General features: G+C 66.5%; 20 protein-coding genes and 1 other RNA gene. 15 read left to right on the top strand and 6 right to left on the bottom strand.

Annotated features, from left to right (window positions below):
* Positions 1-56: 56 nt before the first annotated feature.
* The 4 genes from ACOOF5_RS14820 to ACOOF5_RS14805 are packed head-to-tail and all read left to right on the top strand — an operon-like array spanning position 57 to position 5,675.
* A complete protein-coding gene (locus ACOOF5_RS14820; protein WP_420440474.1) occupies positions 57-1,346 on the top strand; it encodes an O-acetylhomoserine aminocarboxypropyltransferase/cysteine synthase family protein in 1,290 nt (429 codons plus the stop codon).
* On the top strand, positions 1,343-1,852 hold the full coding sequence (locus tag ACOOF5_RS14815) for a CoA-binding protein (protein ID WP_420440472.1): 510 nt from the start codon (positions 1,343-1,345) through the stop codon (positions 1,850-1,852). The genes ACOOF5_RS14820 and ACOOF5_RS14815 overlap by 4 nt, the downstream gene beginning before the upstream one ends.
* Before the next feature lie 5 nt (positions 1,853-1,857).
* Positions 1,858-4,089, top strand: a complete 2,232-nt coding sequence (locus tag ACOOF5_RS14810) for a thioredoxin-like domain-containing protein (protein ID WP_420440470.1) — start codon at positions 1,858-1,860, stop codon at positions 4,087-4,089.
* A gap of 53 nt (positions 4,090-4,142) precedes the next feature.
* Complete coding sequence (locus tag ACOOF5_RS14805; protein WP_420440468.1) at positions 4,143-5,675, top strand: glycoside hydrolase family 3 N-terminal domain-containing protein; 1,533 nt, start codon at positions 4,143-4,145, stop codon at positions 5,673-5,675.
* Positions 5,676-5,806: 131 nt separating this feature from the next.
* On the opposite strand, the gene ACOOF5_RS14800 is transcribed toward ACOOF5_RS14805, so the two are convergent.
* The gene (locus tag ACOOF5_RS14800) at positions 5,807-7,051 is read right to left on the bottom strand and encodes a hypothetical protein (RefSeq protein ID WP_420440466.1); all 1,245 of its coding nucleotides are present in this window, start codon (positions 7,049-7,051) and stop codon (positions 5,807-5,809) included.
* A complete protein-coding gene (locus ACOOF5_RS14795; RefSeq protein WP_420440464.1) occupies positions 7,032-7,736 on the bottom strand; it encodes a thiamine diphosphokinase in 705 nt (234 codons plus the stop codon). The genes ACOOF5_RS14800 and ACOOF5_RS14795 overlap by 20 nt, the downstream gene beginning before the upstream one ends.
* Positions 7,737-7,981: 245 nt before the next feature.
* On the opposite strand from ACOOF5_RS14795, the gene ACOOF5_RS14790 reads away from it, so the two are divergent.
* The 4 genes from ACOOF5_RS14790 to ACOOF5_RS14775 are packed head-to-tail and all read left to right on the top strand — an operon-like array spanning position 7,982 to position 12,255.
* On the top strand, positions 7,982-10,249 hold the full coding sequence (locus ACOOF5_RS14790; protein WP_420440462.1) for a transglycosylase domain-containing protein: 2,268 nt from the start codon (positions 7,982-7,984) through the stop codon (positions 10,247-10,249).
* Between the two features lie 34 nt (positions 10,250-10,283).
* On the top strand, positions 10,284-11,069 hold the full coding sequence (locus ACOOF5_RS14785) for a zinc ribbon domain-containing protein (protein ID WP_420440460.1): 786 nt from the start codon (positions 10,284-10,286) through the stop codon (positions 11,067-11,069).
* Between the two features lie 42 nt (positions 11,070-11,111).
* Complete coding sequence (locus ACOOF5_RS14780) at positions 11,112-11,633, top strand: hypothetical protein (RefSeq protein WP_420440458.1); 522 nt, start codon at positions 11,112-11,114, stop codon at positions 11,631-11,633.
* Positions 11,626-12,255 (top strand): histidine phosphatase family protein, encoded by a 630-nt coding sequence (locus ACOOF5_RS14775; protein ID WP_420440456.1) that lies wholly within the window; start codon positions 11,626-11,628, stop codon positions 12,253-12,255. Before ACOOF5_RS14780 ends, ACOOF5_RS14775 begins: the two co-directional genes overlap by 8 nt.
* Positions 12,256-12,299: 44 nt before the next feature.
* Here the strand turns inward: ACOOF5_RS14775 and rnpB are convergent.
* Together rnpB and ACOOF5_RS14765 are read right to left on the bottom strand one after the other, a co-directional pair.
* Positions 12,300-12,687: RNase P RNA component class A (gene rnpB / locus ACOOF5_RS14770), an RNA gene on the bottom strand.
* Between the two features lie 40 nt (positions 12,688-12,727).
* Positions 12,728-13,174 (bottom strand): hypothetical protein, encoded by a 447-nt coding sequence (locus ACOOF5_RS14765; protein WP_420440454.1) that lies wholly within the window; start codon positions 13,172-13,174, stop codon positions 12,728-12,730.
* 146 nt (positions 13,175-13,320) lie between these two features.
* Here ACOOF5_RS14765 and ACOOF5_RS14760 point away from each other — a divergent pair, with 146 nt between their 5' ends.
* Genes ACOOF5_RS14760 through ACOOF5_RS14750 form a run of 3 tightly spaced genes read left to right on the top strand, consistent with a single transcriptional unit; the run spans position 13,321 to position 14,967 of the window.
* Complete coding sequence (locus ACOOF5_RS14760) at positions 13,321-13,641, top strand: WhiB family transcriptional regulator (protein WP_420440452.1); 321 nt, start codon at positions 13,321-13,323, stop codon at positions 13,639-13,641.
* Entirely contained in the window at positions 13,641-14,729 is a 1,089-nt protein-coding gene (gene trpD, locus ACOOF5_RS14755) for an anthranilate phosphoribosyltransferase (RefSeq protein WP_420440450.1), read from the top strand. Before ACOOF5_RS14760 ends, trpD begins: the two co-directional genes overlap by 1 nt.
* Position 14,730: 1 nt before the next feature.
* The gene (locus ACOOF5_RS14750; protein WP_420440448.1) at positions 14,731-14,967 is read left to right on the top strand and encodes a hypothetical protein; all 237 of its coding nucleotides are present in this window, start codon (positions 14,731-14,733) and stop codon (positions 14,965-14,967) included.
* A gap of 34 nt (positions 14,968-15,001) precedes the next feature.
* Here the strand turns inward: ACOOF5_RS14750 and ACOOF5_RS14745 are convergent, their stop codons facing one another.
* On the bottom strand, positions 15,002-15,892 hold the full coding sequence (locus ACOOF5_RS14745) for a serine/threonine-protein kinase (RefSeq protein WP_420440446.1): 891 nt from the start codon (positions 15,890-15,892) through the stop codon (positions 15,002-15,004).
* An 84-nt stretch (positions 15,893-15,976) separates the two neighbouring features.
* Between ACOOF5_RS14745 and queG the strand changes: the two genes are divergently transcribed.
* The 4 genes from queG to ACOOF5_RS14725 all read left to right on the top strand — a co-directional run bounded on the left by queG (position 15,977) and on the right by ACOOF5_RS14725 (position 20,100).
* Positions 15,977-17,206: a tRNA epoxyqueuosine(34) reductase QueG gene (gene queG, locus ACOOF5_RS14740; RefSeq protein ID WP_420440444.1), complete on the top strand. Its 1,230-nt coding sequence runs from the start codon at positions 15,977-15,979 to the stop codon at positions 17,204-17,206.
* Positions 17,206-18,321, top strand: coding sequence for a glycosyltransferase family 4 protein (locus tag ACOOF5_RS14735; protein ID WP_420440442.1), 1,116 nt, complete (start codon positions 17,206-17,208; stop codon positions 18,319-18,321). Before queG ends, ACOOF5_RS14735 begins: the two co-directional genes overlap by 1 nt.
* A 128-nt stretch (positions 18,322-18,449) precedes the next feature.
* Positions 18,450-18,890 (top strand): SRPBCC family protein, encoded by a 441-nt coding sequence (locus tag ACOOF5_RS14730; protein WP_420440440.1) that lies wholly within the window; start codon positions 18,450-18,452, stop codon positions 18,888-18,890.
* A 25-nt stretch (positions 18,891-18,915) separates the two neighbouring features.
* On the top strand, positions 18,916-20,100 hold the full coding sequence (locus ACOOF5_RS14725) for an aminotransferase class I/II-fold pyridoxal phosphate-dependent enzyme (protein WP_420440438.1): 1,185 nt from the start codon (positions 18,916-18,918) through the stop codon (positions 20,098-20,100).
* A 19-nt stretch (positions 20,101-20,119) separates the two neighbouring features.
* Here ACOOF5_RS14725 and ACOOF5_RS14720 read toward each other — a convergent pair whose 3' ends face one another.
* On the bottom strand, positions 20,120-21,646 hold the full coding sequence (locus ACOOF5_RS14720) for an FGGY family carbohydrate kinase (RefSeq protein WP_420440436.1): 1,527 nt from the start codon (positions 21,644-21,646) through the stop codon (positions 20,120-20,122).
* Between the last annotated feature and the right edge of the window lie 26 nt (positions 21,647-21,672).

Genomic DNA, 21,672 nt, shown 5'->3' with positions numbered 1-21,672 from the left:
GACTGGGCGCAACGGGCGAACTCACTGAGCAACGGACCCGTCCTAGGCTGCTCTCGATGAGCGATCACCAGTTCGGATTCCGCACGCGCGCGCTGCATGCGGGCGGTCGACCAGATCCCGCCACAGGCGCTCGTGCGGTCCCCGTCTACCAGTCCACGAGCTTTGTGTTCGAGGACACTAGCGACGCCGCCGACCTCTTCGCCCTGCAGAAGTACGGGACCATCTACTCCCGCATCTCCAACCCCACGGTCAACGCGTTCGAGGAGCGGGTCGCGAGCCTCGAAGGCGCCATCGGAGCTGTCGCGACTGCCTCGGGCATGTCGGCGGAGTTCCTCACAGCGGCCGCGCTGTGCGAGACGGGCGACAACCTCGTCACCTCGTCTGCGCTCTACGGCGGCACGCACACCATGTTCGATGTGACGTTGGGTCGCTTCGGCATCGAGGCTCGATTCGTCGACGGCGACAGCGTCGATGCCTATGCCGCTGCAATCGACGACCGCACCAAGTTCTGTTACACCGAGATCGTCGGCAACCCCTCGGGCTCCATCCCCGATCTGGCAGCAATCGCCGAGGTTGCTCACGCCCACGGGCTGCCGCTCGTGGTCGATTCCACCTTTGCAACGCCGTACCTGTGCCGTCCCATGGAGCACGGTGCCGACATCGTGTTGCACTCGGCGACGAAGTTCATCGGCGGGCACGGCAACTCGATCGGCGGGGTTGTCAGCGAGTCGGGCCGGTTCGACTGGGGCAGCGGTCGATTCCCCAACATGACCGAACCCGTGGCGAGCTACAACGACATGCGATTCTGGGAGAACTTCGGCGAGTACGCCTTCTGCACCAAGCTGCGGGTCGAGCAGCTTCGTGATATCGGCGCTGCCATGTCACCGCTCAACGCCTTCCTGCTGCTGCAAGGGCTCGAGACGCTGCCTCAGCGTATGGACGAACATGTCGCAAACGCACAAGCCGTCGCAGAACACCTCGAAGCCCACCGGGCGGTGAACTGGGTCAGCTACTCGGGCCTCGATTCCTCTCCCTACCGGGATCTCGCACGCAAGTACCTGCCACAGGGACCGGGCGCCATCTTCACGTTCGGTGTGCAGGGGGGACGCCAAGCGGGAGCGGATTTCATCGAGGCACTGCAGATGATCAGCCACCTCGCGAACGTTGGCGATGCCCGCACACTGGTCATCCATCCGGCGTCCACAACACACCAGCAGCTCTCCGAGGAGGCCCTGGCGGCAGGCGGCGTCAGCGCCGACATGATCCGGCTGTCGGTCGGCCTCGAAGACCTCGATGACATCTGTTGGGATCTGGACCAAGCCCTCGCGAAGGCGGTGCCCGCATGACGATTGTCCACGAACCGGTCGAAGGCTGGATTGAGCCCAGTGCGGCCGACCGGCTGGCTCTCATGCAGCGGACAGGTTCGGTAGCAATGGTGGGCGTCTCGGCGAATCCGGCGCGGCCGTCCAACTTCGTCGCCACGTACCTGCTCAGCTCCAGCACCGACTTCGACGTGTATTTCGTGAACCCGGTCGCCGATGAGGTCTTGGGTGAGCCGTGCTACCCGAGCCTTGCCGACCTGCCGGTGGTGCCGGATCTCGTCGACGTGTTCCGCCGGCCCGCCGATCTGCCGGGCGTGGCGGCCGAGACCGTCGAGATCGGCGCCAAGGCTCTGTGGGTGCAGCTCGGTCTGTGGAGCGCGGAGGCCGCCAAGCTGGCCCACGATGCTGGCCTCGACGTCGTGATGGATCGCTGTCTCAAGATTGAGCACGCCAGGTTTCACGGAGGCCTGCACCGCGCCGGTTTCGACACTGGCGTGATTGATTCGCGCCGCACCGTTCGAAGGACGTGACGGCGATGCGGGGCCCCAACGCAGGGGCGGCTCGCAGGCCCCGCAGTCAAGTCCGACACAAGCGGTCTCAGCGCAAGCCGGCTCGACGCGCCCTGCTGGCTGCGGCCGGCACGCTGCTGGTGGCCATCTCATGCGCTTCGCCCGAGACGCCGGAGGCAACCACCGACACCGGCGACATCGGTGCCAGCGCCACAGACACCTCGCAGCCGCCGACTGGCAGTGTGCAAGACGATCTCGCAACTGCTGGCACCGAAGCTGCGAGCACCACCGCGGTCCCCGACACCGTGCCGCTGACGCTGCAGGGCAGCGTCGCTGCTCCGGAGTTTCCTGCCGGATACGACTGGTTCAATGTCAGCAGACCGCTGTCGATGAGCACCGACTTGCGCGGGAAGATCGTCATCCTCGATTTCTGGACCCAAGGCTGCATCAACTGCATCCACATCATTCCCGATCTCCACCGGCTCGAGCAGGAATATCCCGATGAAGTGGTGGTCGTTGCCGTCCACTGGGCAAAGTTCCCCAGCGAGCGCGAATCCGACGCGGTTCGCGAAGCGTCGATCCGCTACGGCCGTCAGCACCCGATCGTGAACGACGATCAGGAACTGTTGCGCACTGCCTATGGCGTCAACGCCTGGCCGACTGTCGTCGTCATCGATCCCGAGGGAAAGGTGGTCGGTCAGTACGCCGGTGAGGGCGTCTACACCGCTCTCGAACCAGCGATCTCGGTCATGGCAGAAGAGTTCGGCCACAACGGGCTCATTGATCCGACACCGCTCGGCGAGCTGCTCGACATAGCGCCGCCATTGCCGACGGTCCTGAGTTTCCCCGGCAAGGTGCTTGCCGACGAGGCAGGTGATCGGCTCTTTATTGCTGATACGGGACGCCATCGGGTGCTGATTGCGACGCTCGACGGCGAACTCATCGACGTGATCGGCAACGGGGCGCAGGGACGGGCGGACGGCGGATTCACCGAGGCGACGTTCCGGCGTCCCCAAGGCATGGCGCTGAGCCCCGACGGGGACACGCTGTACATCGCCGACCGCGAGAATCACCTCATCCGGGCCGCAGACCTGCAGGGCCGCCACGTTGGCACCATTGCCGGGACCGGAGAACCGGTCACCGCCTTCAGGCCCGGGCCTGCTGCGGTGACGGCCATTGCCTCGCCTTGGGACCTGCACCTCGAAGGCGACGTGCTGTACATCGCAGGTGCGGGACGGCACCAGATCTGGCTGATGAACCTGACGAGCGGGGCACTCGGCCTGTTTGCAGGAACCGGGGCCGAAGGACTCGACGACGGCGACAGGCTGCAGGCCACCCTGTCGCAGCCATCGGGGCTGGCATCGGACGCCGCTGCGCTCTATTTCACCGATCCCGAGGCGAGTGCGGTGCGGCGAATCTCATTCGGCCTCGACGGCCAGCTGAACACGCTGGTGGGCAAGCACCTGTTCGTGTGGGGCGACGAAGTCGGCAGCTTCGGTGACACGCTGCTGCAGCACGCCATCGGCATCGAATACGTGGGCAACGCTGCGGGACAGGGCCGGCTGTACATCGCAGACACCTACAACCACCGGATCAAGGCGCTCGACCTCGAGACGATGACATCGACGGTGGTTTCCGGCGACGGGCAGGCGGGCCTGCGCGACGGCAGCGGCCCGCAAGCACAACTCGCCGAGCCGAGCGGGCTCAGCGCCACTTCCGACACGCTGTACGTGGCCGACACCAACAACCACCGGATCCGCACGCTCGATCTGGAATCCGGCGAGCTGTCCACGCTGGCACTGTCGAATCTGGAGATCGCGACGGTGACGATGGCGGGTGTGATCGAAGACGAGGTCGTGCTGGCGCCCCAGCGAGTCGCACCGGGTCCCGTCGAGATCGTGCTCGAACTGGTGGTGCCTGAGGAGTACAAGTTCAACACCGAGGGGTTGTTCGAGTTCACCTGGTCCTCAGGCGACGCCGCCGTGATCCGCCCACAAGGCAGCACTCGCTACGAAGCCCGAGGACCTGAGATGCCCGTGCGCCTCGCTGCAACCGTCGACGCGCAATCTGGCAGCGCCGTGCTCAGCGCCACGGCTGTGGTTTTCTACTGCCCGGCTGTGGACGAGACGTTCTGCCTCATCCGAGATGTGAACTTCACTGCGCCGATCGAGGTGGATCCAAGCGGTGCCAACAGCATTGAGCTGCCGCACCAGCTGCTGTCGGCCGAGGAACTGGATCAACGCTTGGGATCGGGGTGACCATCGACGCCAGCGGATCACCAGCGTCGCTGCCGATTGCGTCGCACCGGAGAATGCGACTGCGCCACAGACGACTCAGCGCCTCATCGGCAGTTCTGATTGCTGCCGCCGCCTGGCTGGCGTTCCTGCCGCAAGCCGCAGCCCAAACCTCCGGTGAGCCCGAGATACCCCCGCTCATCACGGTTGCCCCCGATCACCTCTCCAGCGGGTCAGAAGGAGCGCCGACCGCACCTCGGATCGTGGCGGTGCTGCGCGGGCCTGGCGGGGTCGGCTATTGGGTGGTCGGCGTGGACGGTTCGATCGAACCCGTCGGCACCTCGATCCTGCCGATCGTCAGCGACCCGCCCGAGCTGAACACGCAGGTCGTCGGTGCCCGCTTGGGGGCGCCTGGGGCACTCGGTGTTTGGCTGCAGCTCGCCGACAACTCCGAGGTCGCCGTCGGCGATCCAGGTCCGACAGTCTTCACTGGCGAGGAGCGGCCATTGGGCTGGCTCTCGGGCGTCGGGGTTCGCCAACTGCTATCTGGAGCGTGGTGGACCGATGTCGATCGATGGTGCACCAGCGAGTTGTCGCTGCCGGTACGGATCGGGCAGACGATCATGACGGCGCTGAGCGAGCGCTCGCTGGGCTTGGCCGTGGAGGAGGCGCGTGACCGCCGTATTGCCGGCATCTTGCTTCAGGGGCCCGTTACCGAGCATGTCTGGCGCCGCATTGCCGAATTGCAGGACTTCGCCGGCCGGGTACCGCTGATCTTCGCGGTCGACGAGGAAGGTGGTCGGGTGCAGCGACTCGCCGCCGTCGTGGGGACGCTTCCTTCGGCGGCAGCTCAGACCGCCAGATCGCCCGCAGAGGTTGCCGAACGGGCAGCGGATCATGCTCGCAAGATGTCCGAACTCGGGTTCACCATGAACTTCGCACCGGTCATCGATGTCGGTGCCGGCGAGGGCATCGGGGACCGGTCATTCGGGAACGACCCGGCGACGGTCACCGACTATGGCTTGGCGACGGTGGAAGGTCTCAGCGCGGGGGGGATCGTCCCGGTGGTGAAGCACTTCCCGGGCCACGGCGGGGCCACTGCGGACACACATGACGAACTGGCGTCGACGGCGCCGCTGGACGAGCTGCGCGTACGCGACCTGATCCCGTTCGCTGCGGTCATCGGGGCCACCGACGCGGCGGTCATGGTGGGTCACCTGCACGTTCCCGGCCTGACCGCGGGGATGCCGGCGTCGTTGTCGCCGGCGGCGATTGACGGGGTGCTCCGCGACCAGCTGGGCCATGGCGGGCTGATCGTGACCGACTCGCTGATCATGGGTGCGATTCGCAGCCAGTGGTCGGTGAGCGAAGCCGCACTGCTGGCGGTCACCGCCGGCGCGGACCTCGCCCTCGTCGGTGATCTGCAGGATGCCGCCGCCGCGTTCATGGCGATCGAGGCGGCTGTCACCGAGGGCCGACTCAGCCTGGAGCGTCTCGACGATGCGGCCACCAACGTGTTCCGCGCGAAAGGTGTGTTCGCATGCACTCTGGTCGGTCGTGACGGACTGGGACGCTCGGTCCTTTTCGACCCCACGCTGGTCGGCCGTTAGGCCGACGAGCGAGACCGTGGCCGTCAGGCCGACGAGCGAGACCGTGGCCGTTAGGCCGACGAGCGAGACCGTGGCCGTCAGGCCGACGAGCGAGACCGTGGCCGTTAGGCCGACGAGCGAAACAGTGGCCGTTAGGGCAGGGTCACGGTTATTTCTGGTTCGGGCGGGGGAGGCCCCGTGCTGAAGTTCCGTACCACCTGGCTCCAGGTGAGCTGCCATTGCTTCCAGTTTGCGCCCACATAGGCAGGATCGGGCCGGTACGGATGAACCGCCACCCCGAACTCGGTCCATGCGGGCGTGCTTACGATGTCGCTGCGAGCAGGTCTCGAGCCGAAGCGGTCGCTGATGCCGAATTGGAACAGCGGCTCACCGATGGCGTCGATCAGCCGCCCGCCGAGGGAAGCATTCTGCGCGTCCGCCACGACGCCGGCATAGAACCCGATCCGGACGCAGTCATCGGTCACGACAGCGATGTCCAGTGCGGGAGGCAGGCCCGGCTGGTACTCGGCGAACACCGACGGCAACCCCGTCGTGCCCCACGTCATCGGTCTGCGTCCGCTCAGCGACGCCAGCGTCACCGGATCAGGATCGTCCTGACTGATCGGCCGCGCCGGGGGCGGCTCCCCGCCCGCAAACCGCTCGAACGTCGCGATCTCCCAGCTAGGTGCGAGCTCGACGTCCCACCTGAGCATCTGGTCGAGCACCTGGGGCCACGGTGTCGTCTCGTCGTCGCCACGTTCGGGATACCGCCGCTCCAACGCAACCAGCAGGTAGACGCCCATCCTGGCCGTCGCGGGATCGGGGATCACCGCTGTTCCCGCGTGGGCTGGGTCCCACAGCGCATCGAGCCCGCTCGGAACCGGTGGAGGCACAAGCTCGGCATCGGGGAGCTCATCAATGCGCCGGTCGGGCACCACGTAGAAGGACGGCAGATAGTTGAGGCAGGCGTCGATGTAGCTGACAGGCGTCAATGCATGGTCGTCCACGGCCAAGTCGTCGACCAGTGGCCCGGGTGCCAGCGGTACGTAGGGCTCGGTGAGGCTTCCATCGATGATGTGTTGAAGGTCCAAAGTGTCGATGCCGACGACCACATCTGCGACCGGGTGGGCGCGGCTGCGTTCCAGCAGATTGATGACGTCGTCAGGGGTGTCTTCGCGGAACACGATGACTTCGATACCCGTCTCTTCGGTGAACGCTTCGAGCGCGTCTGCAGGCAGGTGGAAGTCGCGATGTGTCAGGACGCGCACCGAAGCGGATCCGTGGTCGGTCTCGCCGCATCCAGCCGCAATGAGAACCGCCGCGCATGCAACTGCGACCCGGATGCCGGCGCGCCGGGCGAGGCCCCCGGCGAGGCGCTCACCGCAGCGGCGTGCCATGCGTCTGAATCGTCAGGATGGTGCCCGCGCGGACCTCGAGACGAGCTGAGGGAGCTGCGAGCTCATTGCTGAGACCGAGCGATGAAGCGCTGCGCAGCGGCATCGACGGCGTCAGGTTCCAGCGAAGCCCCCTCGTGAGCACGCTGGCGCTCCCGCCGACCGCGAGCAGCGAGAGCAGGTTCCCGTCCTCGGACGGCAGCGGCAACGTCATGCCGGCGGTTGCAGCGCGCACGACACTCGTCCCGATGTAGGCGGTGAGCGGCAGCGCGGCGTACCGCGGCCGGGCCAGCATCGTCATGCCGATCATCATGTGGTCGAGCCTGCCCCCAGCGCCGCTCAACAGGGCGATCCCATCGGGATCCAGGCTCCACGCAAAGCTCAGGGCCAAGTCCAAGTCGCTGTGCGCCTTGTCGGGATGATGCCGTTGAACGACGAGGTCGGGCCATTCATCTCGGGCACGGTTCAGCATCCCGGGATCGACGGAGTCGAAGTCGCCGAGGACTACGTGAGGCCGCAGGCCGAAGCGCAGCGCGTGAGCCAGACCGCGGTCCACGGCGATCACACAAGTGGGCTCGCCGGGCGGCACACGGCGCGGCGCGTTCGGCCCGCCGTCAACAATCCAGACGCGCCGCGCATCGAGGTGCTCAACAACGGCGGACGGTTCACTAGTCCCAGCACACCTCATGACACCAGTGTGACCCCAAGCGGTGAGCCAAAGATGTCATAGCTGGGCAGGCGGCAGTGAACTGTGCGACGTTGCGACCTGCCCGATCGCGGGAGCGCAGGGCACTGCCGCCTGCCCAGCGGGCGCGAGAGATTCTGCGACGTTGCGCATCTCTCGCCTGCGGGATCGCGGGAGCTGAGGGTTCTGCCGCCGCCAAAGCGGGCGCACCCTGCTGCGCGGTCGGGCCCGGTACCTTGCAGAACAACGTGGACATCGCCCGCCGCCTCGCCAGGCTGCCCCTGCTAGCCGTGATGATCGCGGTCTGCGCGGCCGTCGTCACCGTCGGCGCAGGAGCCTCCGCGCCGCACGTCGCTCGTACGCTCGATGCCGTCGAACGCGATCGCGACCACATCACCATCGACCTTCGGCCCGGCGCCCAGCGAACCCAAGTCTTCGACTCCGCTGGCAGTCAGATCGGCATTCTGCTCAACGACATCGACCGCGAGATCATCACGCTGGACCAAGTCCCCGCCGACGTGATTGCCACGATCGTCGCGGTGGAGGACAGCAAGTTCTGGCTCCACAACGGAGTGGATCTGAGGGCAACCGCGCGAGCCTTGGTATCGAACGTATCCGCCGGCGGGATTGCATCGGGCGGCTCCACCATCACTCAGCAGATCGTCAAGCTCCGCGTGGTCGGCAACGAGCGCAGCTTCAATCGCAAGATCCGCGAAGCGGTGATCGCGGCCCGGCTTGAGGAGGACTTCACCAAGGAGGAGATCCTCGAGTTCTACGTCAACGAGGTGTACCTCGGGAACGGGGCCTACGGCTTGCAAGCCGGGGCCGAGACCTACTTCGGCAAAGATGTCTCGACGCTCGATGTCGGTGATGCGGCGTTCCTCGCCAGCCTGATTCGCAGCCCCGGCTTGTTTGACGGGTTCGATCAGAACATCGACACGATGACGCGCCGCCGCAGCAGATCGCTGCAGCAAGCCGTTGACGCCGGAATCATCACTGAGACCCAGCGGGACGCATTTGAGCGGCGGCCGCTGCCGAGCCGCAACCTGTCGCCTCGCCGTACCGATGAGGCGTTGCGACGCGACTACTTCCTGGTGGAGGTGCGGCGGGCGCTGCTGTCGAATCCGGCGCTCGGCGATACCTACCAGGCGCGCTTCAGCCAAGTATTCGGCGGCGGCCTGAGGGTGTGGACGACGCTGCGTCCTGATTTGCAGGCGGCCATGCGTACCTCGGTGGCCGAAGTCCTGCCCGAAGGCACCGGCGAGTTCGAAGTGTCCATCGTCAGTGTCGATCCGTCGACGGGAGCAGTGCTCGCCTTCATCGGCGGCCCCGCGTTCAGTGACTCCGAGTTCAATCTCGCCACGCAGGGCCGGCGGCAACCCGGTTCGTCGTACAAGACCTATGTCCTTGCAGCTGCGATCGAGCGCGCCGGCCTCTATCCCTTCGACACGATCAGCGGCCAGGGACCGTGCGTCTTCCCCAACCCGCCGCTCGATGACTACGAAGTGAGCAACTTCGCGAACAGTCCGGGTCGAGTGGCAACCATCGAGGACCAGACGACTGCCAGCTCGAACTGTGCGTTCGTTCGACTCGGCTTGGTCACGGGGCTGGACGAAGTCGTCGGGATGGCCAATCGCCTGGTCGGCCGCTCCGGCGACGATGGCTTCTTGCCGTATCCGTCGATCTCGCTCGGTGCGCAGGAGGTGACACCCCTTGAACAGGCCGTGGCGTACGGCACGTTCGCCAATGGCGGCGTGAGAATGGAGCCGTTCTATGTCACTCGCATCGAGAACAACTTCGGAGAAGTGCTCTACGAGCACGTACCGCACGGGCGGCGCGTGGTGTCGCCATCGACGGCGGACTGGGTGACATCTGTGCTGGAAGAGAACGTGCAATCGGGAACCGGCACGCGATCTCGGCTGGCGAGCGGACAGATCTCTGCGGGCAAGACCGGGACGACACAGTCGTTCCATGACGCCTGGTTCGTCGGGTACACCCCGCACATGTCGACTGCGGTGTGGATGGGTCACCCTGACGAGCAAGTACCGATGGGCGAGATCCAGGACCGCCGGGCGACCGGCGGGTGGATCCCCGCTCGCATCTGGGCTGCCTATATGGGGCGGGCCTTGGACGGCACCCCATTGCGAGGGTTCTCGCCCGCGCCACCGCCGCCGCGAGCAAGCCAGTACCTATTCCTGTCCGGGGACACGTGCTCGGTTGCAGTAGCAGTGTCGCCTTCGGAGCCGCCGCTCGAATTCGACCTGCCGTGCAGCATGGTCCGGCCAACCGGAGATAGCTCATTCGAGCCACTGCCGGACGCGCTGTGCAAGGTCGCGGTGCCGGCGGGTGAAGGCGATTCGAGGTTTGAGTGGATTCGCTGCACGCAGATCGCCACCGAACTCGGGGCGCGGGCCACAGAACCCATCGGCGATACTGACGAGCCCATCCCGACCGACGACGCCGATCCGACCGGCGAGGACGCCCGCACCGACCGTACTGAGGACGACCAGACCTGAGCTCGATGCACCTTCACCTGACTGCCCAACAGCGATGACGCCCCCAGCTTGTGGACCCGGCCCCGCCGAGCCCGCCGCGGACCGGGCTGCGGAGGCCTCGCCTCCGGGCCCGCTAGAGGTTCTTGCCCAGATTGGCGACCTTGACGTGCGGCTCGATCAGATCACTCACCACGTCGCGCATCTGCCCGAACGCGAGATCCGTGCCGGCATCGAGAAAGCGATGCGCGCGCTCGCCGGCGAGGCGAGGGTGCTGGATACGCAGATCGCCGATCTGGAACGCCGCCAGCGGGGACGAGAAGATGAGGTTGCGCGCATCGAGGCCAAGCGTGCACACAACTCCGAGCGACTGTACGAGAGTCACCTGACGTCGCCCAAGGAAGCCGAAGCACTCACCGCGGAAGCAGCGTCGCTGGCTCGACGCCAAACCGAAATCGAAGATCACATCCTCGAGCTGATGGAGGAACTCGAGCCGCTGAACGACACCCGCGCCGGTCTCGCAGCGCGTCAGGCTGAGGCTCGTGAACGCATGGATGCCGTCGATGGCGCGATTGCCGCCGCCGAACACCAGGCCAGCAGTGAGCGCAGCGAGGTGTCCAGCGCGCGCGAAGCGCTGGTGGCCTCGGCCGATCCGTCCCTGGTCGCCCTCTACGAAGAACGCCGAACCGCCGCCCGTGGCGCACCCGTCCTCGGGCGGCTTGTCGGCACCACCTGCAGCGCATGCCACCTCGAGGTTCCATCGGTCGACTACGAGCGCATCGTGCACCTCGGGCCAGACGAGCTGGCCGAGTGCCCCCAGTGCGGTGCGCTGCTGGTCCGCTGAGCGAGTGGCTGAGCCGAATCAGGGCTGCGAGAGACCAACCTGATGCTGCTGTGGTTCGTGGCGACGTCACTGGCCGCAATGCGCTGGACCTTTGGAGATCCTGCGATCGATCACCGCCTCATCGTGGCGGGCGCGCTGGCGCCCGATGTGCTGCACGCGGTGAGCGGGGGGGCGCCAGTGATGCACTCATTGGCGCTGCCTGTGGGCGGGCTCATTGCGGTGATGCTGGTAACGGTAGGGCGGCGCCGGGCGCGTCGGCGCTGGCTGGCGCTTCCCATCGGCGTCTTCTGGCATCAGTTGTTTGATGGCGCGTGGCTGCAGTCCACACTGTTCTGGTGGCCGTTCGGCGGGGATGCCGCCGATGCGACATTCCCGCTGGCCGCTCGGGGAATCTGGTTGATCGCCACGATGGAACTCGCAGGCCTCGCCGGCTGCTGGTGGATCTGGCGCGCGTCCGCAATGGCGCACAGTCCGACGGCTCGATCCGACTTCTGGCGGACCGGCCGTTTGGCGTACCGTTCTGGACCGCAGTACCGGCGTGGAGCCGGCGGAGGCAATGCCTGATGATCCTCGTGCGCCACGGGCGCCCATGCTGATCCTCGTGCGCCACGGGCGCACGAGTGCCAACGCGGCAGGTCTTCTGCAGGGTCGGGTCGACAACGAACTCGACGATGTCGGGATTCAGCAGGCGAGCCAGATAGCTGCTGCGCTGGCGCTCGGCGATCACCGACCGGACAGGATCGTGTCCTCACCGCTGAAGCGGGCTCACCAGACCGCAGACGCCACCCGCCATCTGCTCGGCATCGAGATGACCATCGACGAACGCTGGGCGGAGCTGGACTACGGCGAGTGGGACGGAGTGCCGATCTCCGAGGTTCGCCCCGACATGTGGGAGCAATGGCAGTCTGACCCCGGATTCGCGCTGCCAGGCGGCGAGTCTTTGGTGGAGCTCAACCAACGTGTCGAGGCCACCTGCAATGATCTGGCCGAGGAAGCCGCATCTCGGAACATCGCGGTGTTCACACATGTGTCGCCGATCAAGTCGGCGGTGCGATGGGTGCTCGGCACCGAAGACGAGATCTCCTGGCGGATCCACGTCTCCCAAGCCCAGATCGCGCACATCCAAATCCGGGCCGGCGTGCCCCGACTCAGCACGTTCAACGACACGTCCCACCTCAGCAGTTGAAGCTCCGCCGCGGGCTCGCACGGGGTCACCCTCGGGAGCGGGAAGCGGTGAGCCGGCCTGTAGGCGGGATTCTGTCCGTCGGCTGCTGCCGTCGGGGTGGCCATCCATCTGAGCGGCCTACCCGGGATCATGGGACGGGCCGTCCGATCCCTGCTTGGCCTTGCTCCGGGAGGGGTTTGCCGATCCGCCGGAGTCACCCCCGGCGATGGTGCGCTCTTACCGCACCGTTTCACCCTTACCTGTGACCGGGCACGGGGCCCGATCCATCGGCGGTCTGCTTTCTGTTGCACTTTCCGTCGCCTCGCGGCGCCTGGTTGCGAGCCAGCTCCCTGCCCTGTGGAGTCCCGACCTTCCTCGAACTGTGCCTTTCGTACTGCTCCGCGTGTTGCGGAGCTCCGAAGCAGCACAGCCCGCGGCCACCCGGCCGACTCACCGCAGGCAATCAGGCTAGTTCCGCCAACCGGACCTTCGATCAGTGCCGGCGCCTGCGACGCGGCTCGGGGTGGGGATCCAGCAGCGAGCGCCGACGTTGCCGCGCCATGCCTGCCAGCACGCCACCCAGCGTTGCCAGCGATGCCGCCAGCAGCATCACCAGGGGAAGGCCCAGCGCCGCGACCGCTTCGCCGGAGCCGAATCGGCGAATGATCTGCACCACCACGGCAAGCGCCATGACGGGACCCGAGCTCAGCACCGACGACAGCAGATGATGCTCGCTCGCCCTGGCCGCGGCCACCGCTCCTCCGGCGATCATTCCCAAAAGGAGCAAGCCGTTCACGGCGTACGCCGCTGTTGTCCGCTCCGCGACCAAGCTCCCGGCCGCGACACCGGCCACCAGGGCAGTCCCGGTGGACACCGCAGCGCCTGCGACGACTGCTCGCCGCTCGACGCTGCGACCGAATATCTGCAACAGGCTGCGCATGTCACGCCATACTGAACGCTCAATAAGGTCTTGACAAGCGGCAATGCATCGGCAAGATTGCGCGATAGATGCTTACTGTCACTGCAACACCCCGCACCTCCACGCACTCCGCGAGGACGCGACCGGCAAGCGCGGACCCCATCCGGATGGTTGTGGACCAACACGGAGGTCTCACTACTGACCTGCTCGCCTGGCAACGTCACGCGGCCTGCCGGGGTCTCGAGGCCGAGATCTTCTACCCGCCCGAGAGCGACGCAGCGGACGATGACGATGCGGCCTTCGAGGCGAAGGCCGTGTGCGGAGCGTGTGCGGTGTCCGGCGAATGCCTGGAATACGCGATTGCAGTCCGGGAAAAGGAAGGCGTCTGGGGCGGGCAGACCGCCGCCGAGCGTGTTCGCATCATTCGGCGACGGCGCCGCGCTGCAGCGCGCGAGCGCAACGCGCAGGCGGCTGCCAGCACGAACTGATGGGCAGCCCAATTCCCGACGAGGTTCATCCGCTCGAGCATTACGGCGGCTGGAAGGCTGTGCTCACGGACTTGGTGGCGGGCATCGACCTCAGCCCCGAAGTTGCGCGTGCCGCACTGGGCAGCATCTTGGGCGAGCGTGCCACCGACGCCCAGCTTGCCGGATTCATCATCGCCCTGGGAATGAAGGGCGGCTCTGTTCCCGAGCTCACCGGGCTCGTAGACGCCATGCACGACGCAGCGGTCCCGTTAACCGCTCCCGATGGGGCGATCGACATCGTCGGCAGCGGCGGGGCGCCGGTTCGGCAGCGTCACGCGCTCAGCGTTTCGACCATGGCAGCGTTCGTGGCTGCCGCCGCGGGCGCTGTGATCTGCAAGCACGGATCCGTCGCGGCAACTTCGTCGTCAGGCTCGTTCGACACCCTCTCCGCATTGGGCCTGGCGATCGATCTCGACGGGCCGTCCGTCGAGCGGTGTATCGCGGAAATCGGCCTGGGTCTCGCCTTCGCCAAGAAATTCCATCCGGCGATGCGATTCGCAGGACCCGTGCGCAGCGAGCTCGGCGTGCCCACCACGTTCAACTACCTCGGTCCGCTGTCGAACCCCGCGCGCGTGAGGCGACAGGTGCTCGGCGTGAGCGACCCCGTCATGGCTCCACGGGTGGCGGGAGTTCTCGCGGCCCGCGGATCGGAACGGTCGCTCGTGGTCCATGGTGCTGATCGGCTGGACGAGATCAGCCTCACCGACCTCACGCGCATCTACGAAGTGCGGGACGGCGAGATTGTGAACGAGTTCCAGTTCGATCCCACATCCATCGGGCTGAAACGTGTCAATCGAGCAGAGCTGTGGGGTGGAAGCCCCCAAGACAATGCAGACATCTTCCGAGCAATCGTTGCCGGAAACGAGACAGGACCCAAGGCTGAGATCGTGCAGCTCAACGCTGGCGCAGGATTGGTGGTAGCAGGCCTGGCAGCGGACTTCGCCGAAGGTTTTGAGATGGCGCGTGACGCCGTGGCCGACGGGCGCGCCGCGGCAAAGCTCCAAGCGGCTGTCAACCTCACAAACGAACTGGCCACAAGCAGCAGTTGACGTGGTTGTCGGCCTCTCCTTGCCGTTCGGCGTCGGGGACATCATCCGCCTAGAAAGCACGTCCGACGAGCGCCGCACCTCGCTCGTGGGCACTACAGGCACGGTCGTCGGGGTTCGACCGGGCGATCGGCGCGTGATGGCGATCATCGCCTTCGACGATGGCCCTGACGAGACGGCCCTGGTGTACGGGGTCGACGAAGCCGAAGTCGTCGAGCGCTACCGCCACGGCGTCACCTGAGTCTTATGCCCGGCTTGTCAGCCGGCGCTGTGTTCTATGCCCGGCTTGTCAGCCGGCGCAGGAGGCCTCGGCGGCGTTCGCTTTCTTGGGCGGGTATTTCCACTGCGGCCAGGGCGGCCGCAAGGTCGGCACCGCTGGAGAAGCGGTCATCGGGCGACTTTGCCATAGCCGTCAGGATGATCTCGGAGAGTTCGGCAGTTACGCCCCGCTCGGCAGGGTCGGGCGGCGGAGTGCGCACATGTGCGTGCAGCAGGTCGTTGCGTTCCCCGTAGAAGGGCGCTGAGCCCACGGCGAGCACATACAGCGTCGCCCCCAGCCCGTATATATCGGTGCGAGCATCCACCGGCTGCGCCAGCGCCTGCTCGGGGGAGAGGTACATGGGCGACCCGTAGACCCGGCCCGGTGGCGATGGGGGTCCGTCCACGTCGTGTGCCAGACCGAAATCGAAGAGCACGGCCCGGCTGCTGCTGTCCGGTTGGGCGTCGAGCATGATGTTCGAGGGCTTGACGTCGCGATGAACGATCCGGTGCTCGTGGACGTGGTCGAGCGCTGCGCACATCTGTTGGACAACGGCAATGCTCTGCGCGAGTGTCGGGGGGTGGCGGCTGCCGCACCGTTCGGCGAGGGTCTCGCCTTCCACGATCTCCATCTCCATGAAGTGGGCACCGCCGATGACACCGGCGCCGAGGACAGCGAGGACATTCGGATGGTCCAGGCGGGCCATCAGCTCATACTCCTGCTCAAAGAGCGAGCGGATCTCCGCCCGTGCCTCCGCGAATGGCGTCAACACCTTGAGTCCGACCTCGTCGCCTCGCAGCGTGGTTGCCCGGTAGCAGTGCGCAACGGTGCCGCGTCCGAGCACTCCGGTGATCTTGTACGGGCCGTATTGGCGGCCTACCCAGACGTCAATTTGGTCTTCGTACATCGCACCGGCCGCAGCTTGAGCGCCGCTCCCAGCATAAAACGAAGCACGTACGAGTGAGCCTCACCGTCACGGCACACTTGGGCGATGGCGCCAGGCGCAGATCGTTCGCTGCTCGAACAGGTTCGGCACGTTGCAGCCGCTGCTGGCCTTGATGCCGTGGGTGTGACCGACACGGCACCGTTCATCGAAGCGCGCCAAGTGATCGACGAACGCAAAGGGGCTGGCTTGCACGCGGGCATGTGGTTCACCTATGGGCGGCCCGAGCGCTCCACTACACCCGGGAACATCCTCGAGGGGGCACGCAGCATCGTGGTGTGCGCCCGCACCTACGATCCGCCGGACTCGCTCGCACCGCCCAAACGTCCGGCCGACCGGAGCGATCGAGACGGTGCCGTGGCGGCGTACGTGGCAACCGATGCCTACGGGGCTCTGCGAGCAGGACTCGATCGAATCTGTGAGGTCTTGCAGCGCAGTGGCTTCGCCGCAGTCGCGGTCTGTGATGACAATCGCTTGGTCGATCGTGCCGCTGCGGCCCGTGCCGGGCTGGGATGGCTGGGTCACAACACAATGCTGCTGTCGCGAGAGCTCGGCTCGTGGACCGTGCTGGGTTCGGTGGTCACGACCGCAGAGCTGCCGGCGATCGGCGAAGTGCAATCCGACGGCTGTGGCAACTGCCGCCGCTGCCAGACGGCCTGCCCCACCGGGGCCCTCGACACAGCGGGCGTGCTTGATGCCAACCGGTGCTTGGCCTGGCTCGTCCAGGCGCCGGGTGCCTTCCCGCCTGAGCACCGTGTCGCCCTCGGCAATCGCCTCTATGGCTGCGACGACTGCCAGACCGTGTGCCCCTTCAACGAGGATGCGACGGCTCCACCACCTTCCACCCCAGGGGTTCAGCTCACCCCAGCGCTTCAGCGCAGCCAACCGGTCCAGCTCGGCCGCAGTGGCGACAGCGCCACGCGCAGCGACGCCGTCGATGTCGTGGAGCTGCTGCAGATGACCGACGACGAGCTCATGACGGCATTCGGGCACTGGTATGTGCCTCGCCGGCAACCGTCGTATCTGCGACGCAACGCCCTCGTCGTGCTCGGCAATGTCGGCGATCCCGGAGTTGCCGCCGTCGATGAGGTGTTACGGCGATCGCTCGCATCGTCGTGCGACGTCGTTGCCGGGCACGCAGTGTGGGCGGCGCGCCGGCTGGGTCGAGACGAACTTGTCGCCGAGGCACGATGCAACGGCCTCGGCGCCCATGATCCAGATGGTCTTGTGGCGGCTGAGCTGGACATGTCGGTACCACCGCGGTACGCAGCGGGCTGATGCGTCCGCATCTGTTGGTCACGAACGACTTCCCGCCCAAGATCGGGGGCATCCAGAACTATCTCTGGGAGCTGTGGCGCCGCCTGCCGCCCGAGTCCACCACGATCCTCACGACGCCGCACCGGGGTGCGACGCACTTCGACGCCGACCAGCCCATGCGGATTGTGCGAACCCGCGATCGGGTGCTGTTGCCGCATCCGGGTCTGGCGAGACGAATTCGCGTTCTGGCGGAGGAGGTTGGCGCTGAAATCGTGCTGCTCGACCCAGCCTTGCCGCTGGGCGCGCTGGGTCCGCGACTGGGCATGCCCTACGGCGTCGTGCTTCATGGCGCCGAGGTGACGGTCCCTGCCCGCTTAGGGGGCCTCAGTGCCGTGCTGTCTGGGGTGCTTCAAAGTGCTTCGATGGTGATCTCAGCAGGGGGGTACGCGGCTGGCGAAGCAGAGCGATGCGCGTCGCGTGAGCTGCCCGTCACCGTGGTACCGCCCGGAGTCGACACGAACCGGTTCGTGCCGCTGGGCGCCGACGAGCGCCTGGGGGCCCGCCGCAGGTTCGGCGTGGAGGGGGGGCCGCTGGTGGTCTGCCTGAGCAGACTCGTTCCGCGCAAGGGCTTCGACACCGTCATCGACGCTGTGGCACGGCTGTCAGCGAAGCATCCGGGGCTGACATTGGCGATCGGGGGAGCGGGACGTGATCGCCAGCGACTGGAGCGGCGTGCCCGGCGCCTCGACGCCCCGGTCGCCTTTATGGGCCGCATCAGCGGCGATGACGTGCCGCGCTTCATGGCGATGGGTGATGTGTTCGCAGCGCCGTGTCGCAGCCGGTGGGCGGGGCTGGAGCAAGAGGGGTTCGGCATCGTGTTCGTCGAGGCCGCGGCTTGTGGGGTGCCCGCGGTCGCGGGCCGCTCGGGTGGCAGCCATGAAGCGGTGGATCACGGCCGGACGGGGCTTGTCGTGGAACGGCCGGCGGACGTGGGCGATGTTGCCGCCGCCATCGACGATCTGTTGTCCTCACCGCAACGGAGGGCAACAATGGGCCTTGCGGCACGTAGACAGACCGAACAGCACTTCTCGTACGACGGGCTCGCAGCCAAGCTCGAAACGGCCCTGTCCCGCTAGCGCATTCTGACGCCGGAAAGCGGGAGGTTCGACTGCCGCGGGTTTACCCTGTGGTGCATGCATACGGCCGCTGAGACAATGGGGGCTGGCCAGCACACAGGACGTGGGACGCAACGATGATCGATGAGATGACAATGACCACGGTCGTGACAGCGTCTCCCGAAGATTGCTATGCGCTGATCTCTGACATCGAGCAGTACCCGCAGTGGGCTACCGACGTATCTACGGCGACGGTGACGCAGAGCGATCCCGAAGGTCGAGCAACACAAGCCTCGTTCCGCGTTGAGGCGCTGGGGCGCTCAGCGAGGTACTCGCTCGCATACGACCACAGCGGGGCGCCGCACCGCATCTCGTGGAAATTGGTCGACGGCGATGTCGTGAAGCAGCTCGACGGAAGGTACGAGTTCAACCCGACAGCCGAGCCGGGGCGCACCGAAGTGCTGTATCAGCTCGCGTTGGTGCTGGCGGTACCGCTGCCAGGTTTCGTCAAGCGTCGCGCAGAGCGGCGTATCGCCCACACCGCGCTGGCCGACTTCGCAGCGCGTCTCGAGTCCGGTCCCGCGAGCTAGGGCGCCGAGGATCGCCGCCAGCGCCATGGAGTTCCGCCGCATCAGTGGTCTGCCGCCGTACGTCTTTACCATCATCGACACACTGAAGATCGAGCGTCGGCGCGCCGGGGCCGACGTCATCGACTTGGGCTTCGGCAATCCTGACCTGCCGTCGCCCGAACGTGCCGTGAAGAAGCTGGCCGAAGCTGCCCTCAACGCTCGCAACCACCGGTATTCGGCCAGTCGCGGCATCCCCAAGCTGCGCGCTGCCGTTGGCGACCTGTATCGGCGCAAGTGGAACGTCGACCTCGATCCCGACAGCGAGATCATCAACACCATCGGAGCGAAGGAAGGCTTCTCGCATCTGATGTGGACCCTGCTCGCACCCGGCGACGCCTGCTTGGTGCCAGCGCCCTCCTATCCGATTCACATTTTCGGCCCGCTGTTCACCGGAGCGAGCGTGCGCGAGGTACCGCTGGATGTCGGCGAGACCTTCTTCGAGCGTCTGGTGGAGCGATTCGAGTACTCGTGGCCGCGCCCGCGGGTGATCGTGCTGTCGTTTCCGCACAATCCCACGACGGCCTGCGTCGACCTGGAATTCATGCAGCGGATCGTGGACTTCGCGCGTGAACGCGAGGTCGTGCTGGTTCACGACTTTGCGTACGCGGACTTGGGTTTCGACGGCTATGAGCCCCCCTCGATCCTGCAAGCCGAAGGCGCCAAGGACGTCGCGGTCGAGTTCTACAGCCTCACGAAATCATTCTCGATGGCGGGCTGGCGAGTCGCGTTCTGCGTAGGGAACGCAGAGGTGATCGCAGCGCTCGCCAAGCTCAAGAGCTATCTCGACTACGGCACGTTCCAGCCGATTCAGATCGCAGCCACGGTGGTGATGAACGAGGAGCAGGACTTCCCCGCCGAGGTGCGTGAGACCTACCGCGACCGGCGCGATGTTCTCGTGCGGGGCCTCGGCCGCATCGGCTGGGAGCTTCCGCCGCCCAAGGGCACGATGTTCGCCTGGGCGAAGATCCCTGAGCCGTACCGCCACTTGGGTTCGGTCGATTTCTGCAAGCTGCTGGTCTCAGAGGCAAACGTCGCTCTGTCCCCAGGCGTCGGCTTCGGTCCTGGAGGCGAGGGCCACGTGCGATTTGCACTCGTGGAGAACGAGCATCGCATCCGTCAGGCGGTCAGCCAGCTTCGCGGTGCCTTGGACCTGCTCACGCCCCCTGACTGAGCCAGTCCGGCTCGGGCGCTTACTCCGCCTCCGCAGCAATGGAGCGAGATGGCTCACCCGCCGGCCAGCGCAGTGTGCGTTCGAGCGCCTGTCGCCACAGCGAGTGAAGCGCCGCAGCCGAATTCTGGTCGCCCGAAGGCTCGAAGCGCCGGTCGAGCTGCCACACCGACGCTGCCTCGGCAGGCGACGACCACACGCCCTCTGCCAGCCCCGCCAGCATCGCTGCACCCATGGCGGTGGTCTCGGTCACGACCGGTCGGCTGACGGGTACACCGAGCTGGTCGGCTTGGATGCTGCACAACAGGTTGTTGATCGCTGCGCCCCCGTCGATGCGCAGTTCTGCGATGCCACGGCCTGCGCCGGTGCTCATCGCCTCGACGACATCACGAGTCTGCAACGCCATGGACTCGATCGTGGCCCGTGCGATGTGCGCCGAAGTGGACGCAAAGGTGAGACCCATGATCGCTCCGCGAGCGTTCGGATCCCACCAGGGGCTGCCGAGACCGGCGAATGCGGGCACCACGACCACGCCGGCGCTGTCGGGCACGCTGCGGGCCAGCACTTCGGCATCTGTTGCGTCGGCTGGACCATCGAGGATGCCGGTGATCCAGCCCACGGCTGCACCCGTGGCAAAGATGGAGCCTTCCAGTGCGAAGGTCGGTCCGGCACCGAGATCCCAAGCCACTGTCGTGAGCAGCCCGTCGATCGGTTCCGGACATACATCGCCCACGTTCATCAGCACGAACGACCCTGTGCCGTAGGTGTTCTTGGCCATGCCGACGTCGTGACAGCACTGGCCGAAGAGCGCCGCTTGCTGATCGCCGGCGACGCCGCTGACCGCGATGCCTGGCCCGAGGGCCGTGGTGTCTGCGGTCTCGCAGAACCGTCCCACGGAGGGGCGAACCTCCGCCAATGCCTCGGTGGGCACCGACAGCAGGTCGCACATCTCGGCCGACCAGCTGCTGGCGGTGATGTCGTACAAGAGCGTGCGTGAGGCGTTCGTCGCGTCGGTGGTGAACGCAGCGCCGCCGCTCAGCTTCCACATCAGCCAGCTGTCCACGGTGCCGATGGCGAGGTTCGCGCTGACCGCCACGTCGCCGTCGCGCAGCAGCCACTCGGCTTTGGTGCCGCTGAAGTACGGGCTGAGGACCAGGCCGGTAAGGCGGCGGACGTGCGGCAGGTGACCGGCGGCTTCGAGCGCCTCGCACCGGTCCGCAGTGCGGACGTCCTGCCAAACGAGGGCGCGCGAGAGGGGCTCACCCGAGCGTCGGTCCCACGCTACGACGGTCTCGCGCTGGTTGGTGATGCCGACTGCGGCTATTGCTGGCATCTGCCCGTCGTTGAGTGCCTGCAGGTTGGCGCGGAGCTCGCCGAGGGTGGTGACCGTGGCAGCCCAGATGTCGTTCGGGTCGTGCTCGACCAAGCCCGGACCGGGGTAGTGCTGGGGGAATGGCCGGTAGGCGTAGGCCACCTCGGCGCCGGTCTCGTTCACCGCCATCGATCGCACGCCGGTGGTGCCTGCATCGATTGCTACAACGAGAGCCATGGAGCCTTCCAGGTCATGATGACATC

Origin of the sequence: Candidatus Poriferisodalis sp., from assembly GCF_965214215.1 — a bacterium.
In the GTDB taxonomy this organism is placed as follows: Bacteria; Actinomycetota; Acidimicrobiia; order Acidimicrobiales; family Poriferisodalaceae; genus Poriferisodalis.
The sequence above is the reverse complement of the archived record's forward strand: the minus strand, read 5'-3'. Positions and strand labels throughout refer to the sequence as shown.